12 protein-coding genes are annotated in these 12,447 nt (G+C 64.8%); 7 read left to right on the top strand and 5 right to left on the bottom strand.

The window, feature by feature from the left end:
* Positions 1 to 7: 7 nt before the first annotated feature.
* Entirely contained in the window at positions 8 to 649 is a 642-nt protein-coding gene (locus tag DFR67_RS10025; protein ID WP_110469383.1) for a TetR/AcrR family transcriptional regulator, read from the top strand.
* The gene (locus tag DFR67_RS10020; protein WP_110469382.1) at positions 639 to 2,216 is read left to right on the top strand and encodes an MDR family MFS transporter; all 1,578 of its coding nucleotides are present in this window, start codon (positions 639 to 641) and stop codon (positions 2,214 to 2,216) included. The genes DFR67_RS10025 and DFR67_RS10020 overlap by 11 nt, the downstream gene beginning before the upstream one ends.
* Positions 2,217 to 2,307: 91 nt before the next feature.
* On the opposite strand, the gene DFR67_RS10015 is transcribed toward DFR67_RS10020, so the two are convergent.
* The gene (locus tag DFR67_RS10015; protein WP_110469381.1) at positions 2,308 to 3,399 is read right to left on the bottom strand and encodes a DNA alkylation repair protein; all 1,092 of its coding nucleotides are present in this window, start codon (positions 3,397 to 3,399) and stop codon (positions 2,308 to 2,310) included.
* A 61-nt stretch (positions 3,400 to 3,460) separates the two neighbouring features.
* Between DFR67_RS10015 and DFR67_RS10010 the strand changes: the two genes are divergently transcribed.
* The 3 genes from DFR67_RS10010 to DFR67_RS10000 all read left to right on the top strand — a co-directional run bounded on the left by DFR67_RS10010 (position 3,461) and on the right by DFR67_RS10000 (position 6,650).
* On the top strand, positions 3,461 to 4,882 hold the full coding sequence (locus tag DFR67_RS10010) for an MFS transporter (RefSeq protein ID WP_110469380.1): 1,422 nt from the start codon (positions 3,461 to 3,463) through the stop codon (positions 4,880 to 4,882).
* Between the two features lie 9 nt (positions 4,883 to 4,891).
* Positions 4,892 to 5,470, top strand: a complete 579-nt coding sequence (locus tag DFR67_RS10005) for a PaaI family thioesterase (RefSeq protein ID WP_110469379.1) — start codon at positions 4,892 to 4,894, stop codon at positions 5,468 to 5,470.
* 217 nt (positions 5,471 to 5,687) lie between these two features.
* Positions 5,688 to 6,650 carry an alpha/beta hydrolase gene (locus DFR67_RS10000; protein ID WP_110469378.1) on the top strand — a complete coding sequence of 321 codons (963 nt, stop codon included), beginning with the start codon at positions 5,688 to 5,690 and terminating at the stop codon, positions 6,648 to 6,650.
* Between the two features lie 85 nt (positions 6,651 to 6,735).
* Here the strand turns inward: DFR67_RS10000 and DFR67_RS30480 are convergent, their stop codons facing one another.
* Both DFR67_RS30480 and DFR67_RS09980 read right to left on the bottom strand, forming a co-directional pair.
* Positions 6,736 to 7,947, bottom strand: coding sequence for an adenine nucleotide alpha hydrolase family protein (locus tag DFR67_RS30480; RefSeq protein WP_158539938.1), 1,212 nt, complete (start codon positions 7,945 to 7,947; stop codon positions 6,736 to 6,738).
* Complete coding sequence (locus DFR67_RS09980; RefSeq protein ID WP_146240414.1) at positions 7,944 to 9,146, bottom strand: adenine nucleotide alpha hydrolase family protein; 1,203 nt, start codon at positions 9,144 to 9,146, stop codon at positions 7,944 to 7,946. The genes DFR67_RS30480 and DFR67_RS09980 overlap by 4 nt, the downstream gene beginning before the upstream one ends.
* Positions 9,147 to 9,355: 209 nt before the next feature.
* On the opposite strand from DFR67_RS09980, the gene DFR67_RS09975 reads away from it, so the two are divergent.
* Positions 9,356 to 10,354 (top strand): oxidoreductase, encoded by a 999-nt coding sequence (locus DFR67_RS09975; protein ID WP_110469373.1) that lies wholly within the window; start codon positions 9,356 to 9,358, stop codon positions 10,352 to 10,354.
* Here DFR67_RS09975 and DFR67_RS09970 read toward each other — a convergent pair whose 3' ends face one another.
* A complete protein-coding gene (locus DFR67_RS09970) occupies positions 10,355 to 10,723 on the bottom strand; it encodes a DUF427 domain-containing protein (RefSeq protein ID WP_110469372.1) in 369 nt (122 codons plus the stop codon).
* A gap of 61 nt (positions 10,724 to 10,784) precedes the next feature.
* Entirely contained in the window at positions 10,785 to 11,576 is a 792-nt protein-coding gene (locus tag DFR67_RS09965; protein WP_110469371.1) for a helix-turn-helix domain-containing protein, read from the bottom strand.
* Between the two features lie 109 nt (positions 11,577 to 11,685).
* On the opposite strand from DFR67_RS09965, the gene DFR67_RS09960 reads away from it, so the two are divergent.
* A complete protein-coding gene (locus DFR67_RS09960) occupies positions 11,686 to 12,447 on the top strand; it encodes an SDR family NAD(P)-dependent oxidoreductase (RefSeq protein ID WP_110469370.1) in 762 nt (253 codons plus the stop codon).

Below are 12,447 nucleotides of genomic sequence, written 5' to 3'. Positions count from 1 at the left end.
TGGGTGAGTGAAGGCACCTCCGGCAAAGTCCTCCCTGCGCGAGCGCAAGCGTGCCGCCACGTGGGCAGCGATCCACGAAGCGGCAGCCGCTGCCGCGCTGGAACACGACGACCTCTCCGGGGTGACGATCGAGGACATCGCCGAGCAAGCCGACATCTCGCCGCGTACCTTTTTCAACTACTTCCCCTCGAAAGAGGACGCGATCCTCGGCCTGCGGCCACCGTCGATCGACGATGACACCGCCTCGGGTTTCACGATCGGCACGGGCGACAACCTGATCGAGAAGGTTGCCCTGTTGCTGTTCGAGGTCTTCGACAAGACCGCTGGTGGGTCCGGGTCTCGCGAGCTCCGGATGACGTTGATGCATCGCCATCCCGAGCTGGCACGAATCCGTCTGGCCCACACAGAAAAACTCCACCACCTGGCGCGGGCGCTCATCGAGGCCCGCCTCACCGACACCGATCGTTGGCGCGGCCGTACCCACACCGTCGACATCCGCGCGTCAGCCCAGATACTCGTCGCCGCAGGGCAATCGGTCGTGCGCATCGCCGTCGACTGGATGCTCGCCGAACCCGAGGGCAGCCACCCACTCGACGAACTGGTGCATCGCGCCGCACAATCGTTCACCACCGTCCTGGATGAGGCCTGAATTGGCGATCGACACCCGCGCAATCGACGCGCCCGCGCCGCCCGCCCGCCGCGGCGTCCTCCTACTGTTCGCCGGCCTGCTGGTCGCCATGCTGCTGGCATCGCTGAACATGACGGTGATGAGTGCCGCGCTGCCGACCATCGTCGGTGAACTCGACGGCAACGACCAGATGTACTGGGTCATCACGTCGTACATTCTCGCCTCGACCATCGGGATGCCGATCTACGGGAAGCTGGGCGATCTCTTCGGCAGGAAGATGCTGCTGATCATCGCGATCTGCATCTTCACCGTCGGATCGGTACTCGGCGCGCTGTCGCCGAACATGTTGTGCCTCATCATTGCCCGGGTCATGCAGGGATTGGGCGCCGGCGGACTGATCATCCTGTCGCAGGCCACGATCGCCGACGTCGTGCCGGCTCGCGAACGCGGCCGATATGCCGGCATCATGGGCGCCGTCTTCGCCGTCTCGTCGGTCGCCGGTCCGCTGCTCGGCGGTTGGCTCACAGAGGGCCCCGGATGGCGCTGGGTATTCTGGATGAATCTCCCGCTCGGGGTGCTCGCCGTCGTCGCCGCCGTCGCATTCCTGCACCCGCCCAAGAAGATCCGCCTCCGACGCAAGATCGACATCCTCGGAATGATCGTCCTGGGGTTCGCCACCACAGGAATCGTCCTGATCGCCAGCTGGGGCGGTTCACAGTACGCATGGACTTCGCCCACCATCATCGGGATCGCGATCGGCACCGTCGTGGCCTGGTCGGTCTTCATCGCGGTCGAACGGCGCGCAGCCGAACCCGTGATGCCCATGTCGCTGTTTCGGCAGCGCAACTTCAATCTGACCACCGCCGGTGGGTTGTTCGCGAGCATCGGCATGTTCGGCGCCATCTCGTACATGCCGACGTATCTGCAGATGGCCCTCGGGGTCACGTCGAGCCACGCCGGCCTGCTGATGGTGCCGATGATGGGCACGATGCTCGTCTGCTCCATCACCGTCGGACGGCTCGTCTCCAGGACCGGACACTACAAGGCGATGCCGATCGTCGGGTCGCTCCTGCTCGCCCTGAGCCTGTTCCTGCTGTCTACGATCTCGCTCACCACCGCGACCTGGCTGATCTGTGTGTACCTCGGGATTCTCGGCGCCGGGCTGGGTATCTCCATCCAGATCTTGATCCTGATCGTGCAGAACACCTTTCCGTACAGCCTGGTGGGCACCGCGACAGCGGCGAACAACTACTTCCGGCAGATCGGCGCCTCCCTGGGTGCCGCTGCGGTCGGCAGCCTCTTCGCATCCCGTCTGGCCGACTTACTCGTCGGAAAAGTTCCCGGCGACACGGCAGACTCGACGAATGGTGCCAAGTCGCTGACGCCGGAGTTGGTTCGCGAATTCCCCGACCCGGTCCGGGATCCCATCATCGAGTCGTACAACGACGCCCTGATGCCGGTCTTCCTGTTCGTCAGCCCACTCGCCCTCCTCGGGGCGATCTTGCTGTGCTTCGTGATCGAAAAGCCGCTGGCGACAACGGTCGAACACGACGAGCCGCTGGAGAAGACCACCGAGGTCTTGCCCTAGCGGACACAAACCCAGGCACCTCAGGCAAACCCACGTGTTGCATCACGTGGGTTTGCCTGCACCGCCTGGGTTTACGAAGCGGGCGGTAGGGCTACTCCAGCAATTCGAAGCTCACCAGACCCATCCGCAGACCATTGACCTGCACCGCGAGTTCATGACCTCCGGGGTAGTACCGCCGCGTCGTGATCGGCGCGAAGGAATGCGTCTTCGCGATGTCGACGCGCTCACCCGGGCCGACCGTCTTCGCAGCCAGCTTGAACACCTTGTGGGCGACGGTGCCGTTCGCCTTACGAAATCCCACGCTGTAGTCGACCACCACCTTGACCGGCTCGTCCGAGGAATTGAGCAGGGTCGCCGAGATCCCGAGTTTCTCGCCGACGGAGACAGTGTCGTCAACCCGCAACTCGACAACGCTGACGCCGGTCGGTGCGGCGAAACCCAGCAGCGCCAACGCATTCGCGTCGCCCCGTTTGATCAACGTCCGCAACGCGTGCCGGACCAGCCTGTCGGTGTTGGCATCGGGCTCGGCCAGCCACCGGGTTGCGGTGTCCACCACGAGGTCCGGATGTTGGCGGCTCAGGTCATTGAGATGGTTGGCCACCGATCGCCGGACATAGTCGCTGGGGTCGCGGTACAGCGCGTCGATGATCGGCAGCGTGGCATCGGGCCGGGTGAGCAACCCCGGGACCCGCCGGGCCCAGGGCAGGTAGTGCCGCGTCCCCTCACTGGCGAGTCGCCGCACGTGCTCGTCCTTTGCGGTGGTCCACCGCCTGGCGGCAGCCAGGGTGCGATCCAGATCGGCGAGGAGCATCGTCCGCAACGCGAACTCCGCGGTGAGTCTGGGGGTCAGTTTCCTCAGCAGCCCGAGCCCGGTGTCGAACGCCTTGGCCGATCCGGCGCCGGCAGCGCGCGCCGCGACCGCCTCAGTGATCGGCCACACCATCCAGCCCGAACATTCCGGTTGCGTCACAAGCGCGTTGATGGCGGCAACGAACTCGCCGTACTCGTCCGGCAGATCCTCGAGCAAGGCGTCGCGCACCAGATCCGATCGTTCTTTCAGGGCCATCCCGTCGAAGACCTTCGCCGACCTCTTGGTGGCGGTGCATCGCTGTCCGGCAACGGTCAGGCAGGCAGCAAGCGCTTTGACCGCTGGGGCACCAAGGAGCTCGTCGGCGAATGGCATCCTGGCAGCCTACGCAGCGATCTGACTTGCCCATGCCGTAGTCAGCCCCTACTGTCTGACTATGCTCACTGCAAGCCAGCCGGCCGTAGCGCCCGATCACACCGACAGGTCGCGATGGATAGCGCTCGCCGCAGTCTGCTTCGGGATGATGCTCACCTTCCTCAACATCACCGCGACCATTTCGTCTGTCCCCTCGATCCAGTCCGATCTCGACGCGGACAGCGCGACGATGGTCTGGATCCCGAGCGTCTTCGCCCTGGTGGTGGCCAGCCTCGTGCTCTCCGCCGGAACACTCGGGGACGTGATCGGACGACGGACGGCGTTTGTCATCGGATCCGCGATCATGTCGGCAGGCAGCCTCACGTCCTTCCTCTCGCACACCAGTGGGTGGCTGCTGGCGGCTCAGGCCATCACAGGAGTCGGCGCGGCACTGGTGCTGCCGAACAGCCTGTCCATCATCAGCAACAGCTTCCGCGACCCCAAGGAACGCACCGAGGCGATCAGCATCTGGGCGGCCTGCTCGGGGCTGGGTCTGGCGATCGGCCCCCTCTCCGCCGGAGCCGTCCTGGGTGCCTTCTCCTGGAACGCCGTCTTCGGCGTGAACGCAATCGCCGCACTCGCCGTCACCCTCATCGCGCCGTTCGTGGTCCCGGCCAGCAAGGTGCCCGGCGCCAGGCTGGACCTGCCGGGTCTGCTGAGCGCGACCACCGTGATCGCCGCACTCACCTTCTGGGTCATAGATGGCTCACACAGCGGATTCGGTTCTGCCCGAGCGATAATGGCGATCGTCGTGTTCGTCGGCGCCCTGGCGGTCTTCATCGCGTTCGAGCGGGCAATCGATGCCCCGATGCTCGACATACGCCTGTTCCGGTCGCCCTCGTTCTCCACGGTCATGGTGGTCAGCGCGACGGTGCTGTTCGGTTTCACCGGCTTGGCGTTCATCTCCGTTCTCTTCTTCGAGAGAGTCGGACAACTCGACGCCTGGACGACCGGACTGCATATGCTGGCCCTGATGGGCACCTATGTCGTCGTCAGTGGCATCGCACCACGCCTGCTGCCCCGCATCGGTTTCAAGGTGATGCTGACGACGGGTCTGCTGATCACGGCAGTCGGCGCCCTGCTCCTGCTCCGGGTCCACCCGGAGCAGGGCTGGACCGATATGACTGTCGCACTGGTGGTCTTGGGCGTCGGATTCGGGTCGTTGATCGCCCCGGCCACCGCTGCGGCGATGAGCAGTGTCGAGCCCGCACGCGCCGGAATGGCCAGCGGCACAGTCAACATGTTCCGTCAGCTCGGCGGCGTACTCGGGACGAGTGTCCTCGGGTCCATCCTGACCTCGCAGATCGCTGCCGCCGCGCTCACCGAGTCGCCCGCAAAGGCCTTCGAGTCGGCCTTCCACCTCTGCGCCGTGGTCGCAGCCGTCGTATTCGCCGTCGTGGCCATTCCCACCGCACTCTTTGTCCACAGTCGACCCGCACACTGAAGGATCACGATGACGAGTATTGATCAAGCGCAGCCCGTATCAGGCGATGCCGTGGACACCGCCACCGCAGGTATCGATTGGGGCGAAGCCCGGCACCGCACCGTGACCTGGCACGACCCGGCGATACCCGCTCAAGTCGCCACCAAGCTGTCCGGCATCGACTACATGCACGCGCTCGCCGACGGACGGATCCCGGCACCGCCGATCGTCGGACTGATGGACGCACGCCTGACCTCGGTGACACCGGGCGCGGCCGAGTTCACATTGACGCCCAATGAATCCCATTTCAACCCGATCGGCGCCGTCCACGGAGGCATCATCTGCACGCTGCTCGACTCCGCAGCCGGGTGCGCGGTCCACACGACTCTTCCTCAGGGCGTCGGCTACACCTCCGTGGAGATCAAGGTCAACTTCATGCGAGGGACCACACTTGATTCCGGCGATCTGATCGCCAGGGGCTGGGTGAAGAAGTCGGGCAGACGGGTGGCGTTCGCCGAAGCGGAGATCACCGACTCACTCGGCAAGACCGTGGCCACCGCCTCCACCTCACTCCTGGTGTTCGAGGTGCCGGCGCCGGCCAAGGGCTGACCTCGACGGCGAAGCCGTCCGCGACACAAATCAGCGAACGCAAAACCTTGATGAACCTGCAGGTCAACGGGCTGACAGCTGCCCGGGCACCGAACCGGGGATGCGCCCCATCGGCCTGCCTGTTATTTTGCTGTTATCTTTTCTCGGGGCCACAGGTGGCCCCGAGGACTTCCCGGCTCGTTTCGGGCCATCTGAACACTGCATATGAAGGAAACTGATGCGCGCAAAGTTTGCCTGGCGGAAATTGGTCGCCGGCGCCGCTGCCGTGGTTGCGGGTGTGACCCTGTCGGTCGCTGCCGTACCTGCCACCGCCTCCGCTGAACCCCAGACCGTCCGCGTCTACTCGGCCTCGATGGGCAAGAGCATCCCGGTCAAGGTGCTCCCCTCCGCAGGCGGTGGCTCGGGCAACGCCACCCTGTATCTGCTCGACGGCCTGCGCGCCCCGAACAACAACAGCGGCTGGTTGCTCGAGACCGATGTGCAGCGCTTCTTCGCCGGCAAGAACGTCAACGTCGCCATCCCGTTCGGCGGCGGCGGCAGCTTCTACACCGACTGGCAGCAAGACGACCCCACTCTGGGTCGGCAGAAGTGGGAAACCTTCCTGACCCGCGAACTGCCCGCCTACATGAAAGCCAACTTCGGCAGCGACAACCGCCGCAACGCGATCGCCGGCCTGTCGATGAGCGGCACGTCCGCGCTCAACCTGGCGTCCAAGCACCCGAACTTCTACCAGGGCGTCGCCTCGTACAGCGGCTACCCGACCGTCAGCTCCCCCGGCTTCGCGCAGGGCATCGCAGCCTCGGTCCTGGAAATGGGCGGTAACCCCGTCAACATGTGGGGCGTCTGGCCCGCCGGTGCGTGGCTCGAGAACGACCCGTCGCTGCACACCGCAAACCTGCGTGGCAAGCGCGTCTACGTCTCGTCGGGTGCCGGATCTCCGAGCACCAATCCGGCCTTCAACCCGGCCAGCGCGTCGTTCGATCCGGTGAAGTTCTCGCAGATGGTTCCGCTCGAAGCAGCTGCGGGCATCAGCAGCCAGCTCTACGTCACCAGCTTGCGGGCCGCTGGCATCAACCCGCAGACCCACATCACGCCTGAAGGTGTGCACTGGTGGTCGTTCTGGCAGGACCGCCTGAAGGAATCCTGGTACGGAACCCTGGCGCCCGCTCTCGGGGTCTAGTCAGACCAGCAGTAACCACGCGTAATCACAGGCGGCCGCGATCCGAGCACTTCGGATCGCGGCCGTCTGTTTGCTCCCGGAGGCCTCAGGCCTCGAGATACTGGGTGTTCGCAGTCGGCCTGTACTTGCTGACGACGTAGCGGACGAATTGGGCAGTGAACATGTTGCGCACACCCACCACGAGGTTCCGAGAGAGTTTGAGGTTGTTCTCCAGAGCGGGTCGATCGAGTACCCGCTGCAGACTGGCCTCGAGCTCAGGGTTGTCCACGTCGCTCGCGCGCAGGTCCTCGAGATTCTCCACGAGGAACGGCCGCGCACTGGGCGGGAAGTGCAGGCGCTCGATCGACTTCGGCGACACCACGTGCGGCAGCGTTGCGCAGCGTTCCAGCCCACCGGCGAGATAGAGATTGAGCATGGTGCGCACGCACTTCTCACACTCCCCGCAGTTGTACTCGTTGCTGCCGTTCCACCAGCACACTCGGAGATTTCGCATGGCGGCATCGTTGTCGACGAACAACCTGATCTTCACCGGCCGACTGGCCTCGACCCCATCGTGGACGAAGCGGACGTCCGAACCCGACCAGTGTTGGTCGAGATCGGGATGGGTGCCCCACGGGTGTAGATCGTCGACGGTGAAACTCGAAGGCACATAGATCTTTCCCACCACCGTCGACAAGGCGTGCCCGACATGGGCAAGCAACGCGCCGTGGCTCTGGTAGCCCCACTGTAGGCCGTGGGAGTCCAGCCACCCCCGGAGGTCGGTGCGCACCTCGATCAATGTCTTGCCCAGGTCCGCCGCAGATTTGCGCAGTGCTGCCCTGGTCTGCTCCGCGAGATCCTCGTTGGTGAGGTCGATGTCGAAACCGTGGATGAAGATCAGGTGAGTGATCTCGTCCAGATGTTTGAGAGCCGTGTAGTACGAATCGACACCACCGGAGAAGAAGGCACCGACCCCGCGCGGGGCCACATCGCTGCTCGTGGTCGACATCGGCGCGTCGACCGCGACTTCACGCAGTTGATCAGGAAACCACTCGTGCAGTACCGATCTCGCCTGAGCAGCGGCCGCTACGGCCTCACTGTCGACGGAACCGTACACCACCACGTCACGGGCGAGGCGCATCCCGGCGAGCGTCGCCGGCGCGAGCCAGGCGGTCGAATCGAGCGCCAGCGGAACGTTCGCCGTGGTCGCCAGGCGGACGGTTCGATCACCAACGGTCGCAAGCGCACTGATCCTCCGTGCATCCGCGCTGTCGGGTGAGGGAACGACAGTCAGCGGGGCGTGGGTCTGGCCGGTCATCGACTTCCTTTCAGGTGTTCGTTCGCGGGTGGGCGGATCCGGCTGAACCAGAACCGAAAGAACTGTGGGGTGGCGATGTTCCGCAACCCTGTCGGGATCGTCCGAGCAGCATTGAGTTGGTTGCGGAACTCGGAACGATCGAGCGCCCGCTGCAGCGCTGCCTCCAACTCGGGGTCTTCGACCTCCGCCGCCTTCAGCTCTGCCAAGTTCTCCGCCACAAAGGTCTTCGCGGACTTGTTGAGATACAGATTGTCGATGGCCTGCACCGGGATCCGGTCCGGCAGCGTCGTGCAGCGCTCGAGTCCGCCGGCGATATAGAGATTGAGCATTGTCCGCACACACTTCTCACACGCACCACAGTTGTAGTCGTTCTTCCCGTTCCACCAGCACACGCGCAAGTGCCGCATCGCCGCATCACTGTCGACGAAGAGTTTGACCTTTGCCGCGCGTGTCGCCTCGAGGCCGTCGTGCACGAATGAGACGGCATCGCTCGACCAGCGCGGGTCCAGATCGGGATGGCTCCCGTTGGGCTTCTGGTCGGCTGAGGTATTGCTCGCCGGAATGTAGATTTTGGCGACAACATTCGACAACGCCAACCCCACATGCGCAAGAAGTGGGCCGAAACCCTCGGGCCCCCAATCGACACCGTTACCGTCGAGCCACACGCGAACATCGGTTCGTACTTCGATGAGTGGTCTGCCCAGATCGGCCGCCGACTTCCGCATCGCGACAAGGGTCCGCTCGGCGAGGTCCTCGTTCCACAGGTCGATGTCGAAGCCGTGGATGAAGATCAGATGTGTGATCTCGTCCAGGTGCTTGAGGGTCGTGTAATACGAATCGACACCACCGGAAAAGAACGCCCCGACCCCGCGTCCACCGGTATCGGTAGACGGTACGGACATCGGTGCTGTGATGTCGACGTCCACCATGCGCTCCGGGTACCAGCTTCTCAACAACGACATCGCACCGCTGCAGCCGTCCACCGCGTGTTCACTGACGTCGCCGTACACCACCGCATCCCGTCCGGTCCGCATCCCGACCAGCGCCGCCGGGGGCACCCACGGGGTGGAATCCTGTGCCAGCGGAACATTCGCGGTGGTCGCCAACCGCACCGTCTGGTCCCCCACGGACGCGATTGCGCTCAGACGTCGCGGATCTGCAGTGTCCGGTGAGGGAGCGATCGTGAGCGGAGCTCGCATCTCGATCCTTTCGGGTCGGTTCAGAGGCAATGCTGCCAGCCGGCGCTTGCCGGGACCAACCATCCCCACGTTCGGCGAAAGTTCATCCGATCAAGGGACCATCCGGCCGAACCGCACGTCGATCCCGCGCCCTCTACTGTGATTCCCCGTCCTCTGCCGCGGGTTCCCCGTCCTCTACCGTGCGATTGCCCGTCCTCTACCGTGGATCCATGGACAAGTTCTCAGCGTTGATGGCCCGGCAGGATGACGATCGAATCGTGACGGCGGTCGAAAGTCTCGACCCGGCACAGCTTCCTGACGGCGACGTGACCATCCGGGTTCTGTATTCGAGCGTGAATTTCAAAGATGCGCTGGCTCTGACGCCGAAGGGCGGGGTGGTACGCGATTATCCGATCGTCCCCGGCATCGATCTGACCGGCGAGGTGGTGGAGTCGCAGTCACCTGACTTCGCGGTCGGCGATCTGGTGCTGGCCCATGGCTACGAGATCGGCACCGGACGCCACGGCGGTTACGCCGAATACGCGCGGGTACCGGCCGGATGGGTGGTCGCACTCGGGGCCATCTCCCCGCACGATGGAGCTGCCATCGGCACCGCAGGGTTCACTGCCGCCATGAGCGTGCAGGCGCTGATCGAACGCGGCCTCACTCCCGGCGACGGGCCTGTCCTGGTGACGGGCGCGACCGGCGGCGTCGGTTCTGTCGCCATCGACCTGTTGGCGGGTGCAGGCTACGAGGTCGTCGCGTCCAGCGGAAAAGCTGAAGCCGTCGACCGTCTGCGCGCTCTGGGGGCTGCCGAGGTGATCGGGCGGCTACCGGAAGACCCCGATGCCAAGCCCCGACCTCTGGGCAAGACGCGATGGGCCGGGGCCGTCGACTGCGTCGGAGGCGCGACACTGGCGGACGTCCTCAGCTCGGTCAGGTACGGCGGAGCGGTGGCGGCCAGTGGGTTGACCGGCGGTCCGGGACTGTCGACGACGGTCTTGCCCTTCATCCTGCGTGGGGTGGCCCTCCTCGGGATGGACTCGGTGCAGATGCCCATCGAACCGCGGCGAGCGTTGTGGGAGAAGCTCGGGACCTCGCTCGTACCCCGCCACCTCGCCGATGTCACCACAGAGGTCGATGTGAAAGACGTCGTCGGGATCATCGACCAGGTGCGGGCAGGCAAGTTCTCCGGTCGCGCCGTCGTGAAGGTCGCAGGCGGCTTCTGATCAAGAAATGGTGATGACGACCTTGCTCGGATAGAACGCCAGGTGCCCGGCGATGTCCGAGACGGCGTCGTAGGGCTCTGCATACGTCCACGCTGCGTCCTCGATCACCCCGTCGGGTGTGATCAGGTCGTAGTAGGAGGCATTGCCCTTGTACGGACAGTAGGTTTCGGTGTCGCTGGGGCGGAGCAGCGCGGGATCTATCGCCGCCAGCGGGACATATGCCACCGGCGGGTAGGTCGATTCCTGCAGGACAAGCGACTTCGCGGTGTCGACGACGATGGTCTCGCCGGCCCGCACCCGGACCTGACCGGTGCTCGCTTCTACGGTGATCGGATGCGTGTCGTCGGGAATCAATCGGGCCTGTGCCATGTGATCCGCCTCTCTCGTGTCATCGACATAACCTCTGTCCCACCGCGGTCATTCCCTCTTCTCACGGCAAAAGTCGACGCAGATACTCCGCGGTCTTGTCGTCGGCCGGATAAAAACTCTCGACGCTGAGTTCGTCCACCGTCACATCCAGGGGCGTCCCGAAGGTGGTGACGGTGCTGAGGAACGACAACTCCTGGTCATCAGCGCGAAGCCGCATGTACACGGCAACATCACCCGACATCTGAGCGTCCTCTTCGTCCGTATCCGGCGCCGGGAACGCCTTGAGTTCGGCAAGCAGCGACGTCAACTGTGGATCCCCCGTCACCCGGATCTGCCGGTCGAGACGCTCGAACAGGTGCGTCCGCCACTGCCCGAGGTTGATGATCCGGCCGCCGAGACCTCGCGGATCGAGGCTGAACTTCAGGACGTTGAACGGCGACACCAGCAGGTCCTCAGGCGCATCTCGAGTGAACGCCGCAACCGCGGCGTTGGCGTCCACCAGATTCCAGTGCCGATCGACCGCGAGTGCCGGATACGGCTCGGTTGCGGCGAGGACCTGACGTAATGCACTCCTTACCATCGTCATCCGCTCACCCTCCAGCGATGATTCGCCGTATGTAGGTGCGAAACCCGCTGCCAGCAAGAGTTGGTTGCGTTCACGCAACGGCACGTCGAGATGGTCGGCGAGCTTGAGCACCATGGTGCGACTCGGCGCCGATCGACCCGTCTCCAAGAAACTGAGATGGCGCGCCGAGACGTCGGCCGCCGAGGCCAGTTCGAGCTGGGGCACCCGCCTCGACATCCGCCACTGACGCAGCAGATCACCGAAGAGATAGCGCTGTCGGTCGGTCATCGTTGTTCCCTCTCGCTCCTACCGGCATTATGTCCGCACGAGTTCCCCTGGCGCCTATGATCGGCCCCGAACCATCGAACGCCGGATCATCAACGCTGAGGAGCTGGACATGAGTGTGCTCGACCGTTTTCGGATCGACGACAAGGTGGTGATCGTCACCGGCGCCTCGTCCGGACTGGGCGTCGCCTTCGCCAAGGGTTTCGCCGAGGCAGGCGCCCGCGTCGTGCTGGCAGCACGCCGCCCCGACCGGCTCGAGCAGACCGCGTCCCTTGTCGAATCGGTCGGCGGCACTGCGCTTTCGGTGGTCACCGACATCTCCCAACCCGATCAGGCGACCGCACTCGTCGAAGCCGCGATGGCCGAGTTCGGGCAGGTGGACGTGCTCATCAACAACGCGGGCGTGGGCACCGCGGTTCCGGCGACCCGGGAAACACCGGACGAGTTCCGCGCGGTTGTCGACATCAACCTGAACGGCTCGTACTGGGCCGCACAGGCCGCCGGCCGGGTGATGCAACCGGGAAGCTCGATCATCAACATCTCGAGCATCCTCGGCATCACCACCGCGGGTCTCCCCCAGGCCGCCTACTCGGCCAGCAAGGCCGCCATCTCGGGCCTCACCCGCGATCTTGCCCAGCAGTGGGGTAGCCGTAAAGGCATCCGTGTCAACGCCATCGCTCCCGGGTTCTTCAAATCCGAGATGACAGACACCTACCCCGACGGCTACCTCCAGGCCATGGGTCCGCGGCTGGTGCTGAGCCGGACCGGCGACCCCGAGGAGCTCGCCGCCACCGCCATCTGGCTGGCTTCGCCGGCATCCGGATACGTCACCGGCCAGACGATCGTGGTCGATGGCGGCGTCAGCATCACCTAG

Origin of the sequence: Williamsia limnetica (genome assembly GCF_003217475.1) — a bacterium.
Classification (GTDB): Bacteria; Actinomycetota; Actinomycetes; order Mycobacteriales; family Mycobacteriaceae; genus Williamsia; species Williamsia limnetica.
The sequence above is the reverse complement of the archived record's forward strand: the minus strand, read 5'-3'. Positions and strand labels throughout refer to the sequence as shown.

Bases quoted from the DNA above. Each gene is read 5' to 3' on its own strand.
- DFR67_RS09960 (WP_110469370.1), top strand. From the start codon at position 11,686: ATGAGTGTGCTCGACCGTTTTCGGATCGACGACAAGGTGGTGATCGTC.
- DFR67_RS10010 (WP_110469380.1), top strand. From the start codon at position 3,461: ATGCTCACTGCAAGCCAGCCGGCCGTAGCGCCCGATCACACCGACAGG.
- DFR67_RS10015 (WP_110469381.1), bottom strand. From the start codon at position 3,399: ATGCCATTCGCCGACGAGCTCCTTGGTGCCCCAGCGGTCAAAGCGCTT.
- DFR67_RS09980 (WP_146240414.1), bottom strand. From the start codon at position 9,146: ATGCGAGCTCCGCTCACGATCGCTCCCTCACCGGACACTGCAGATCCG.
- DFR67_RS10000 (WP_110469378.1), top strand. From the start codon at position 5,688: ATGCGCGCAAAGTTTGCCTGGCGGAAATTGGTCGCCGGCGCCGCTGCC.
- DFR67_RS09970 (WP_110469372.1), bottom strand. From the start codon at position 10,723: ATGGCACAGGCCCGATTGATTCCCGACGACACGCATCCGATCACCGTA.
- DFR67_RS10020 (WP_110469382.1), top strand. From the start codon at position 639: ATGAGGCCTGAATTGGCGATCGACACCCGCGCAATCGACGCGCCCGCG.
- DFR67_RS09965 (WP_110469371.1), bottom strand. From the start codon at position 11,576: ATGACCGACCGACAGCGCTATCTCTTCGGTGATCTGCTGCGTCAGTGG.
- DFR67_RS10005 (WP_110469379.1), top strand. From the start codon at position 4,892: ATGACGAGTATTGATCAAGCGCAGCCCGTATCAGGCGATGCCGTGGAC.
- DFR67_RS09975 (WP_110469373.1), top strand. From the start codon at position 9,356: ATGGACAAGTTCTCAGCGTTGATGGCCCGGCAGGATGACGATCGAATC.
- DFR67_RS30480 (WP_158539938.1), bottom strand. From the start codon at position 7,947: ATGACCGGCCAGACCCACGCCCCGCTGACTGTCGTTCCCTCACCCGAC.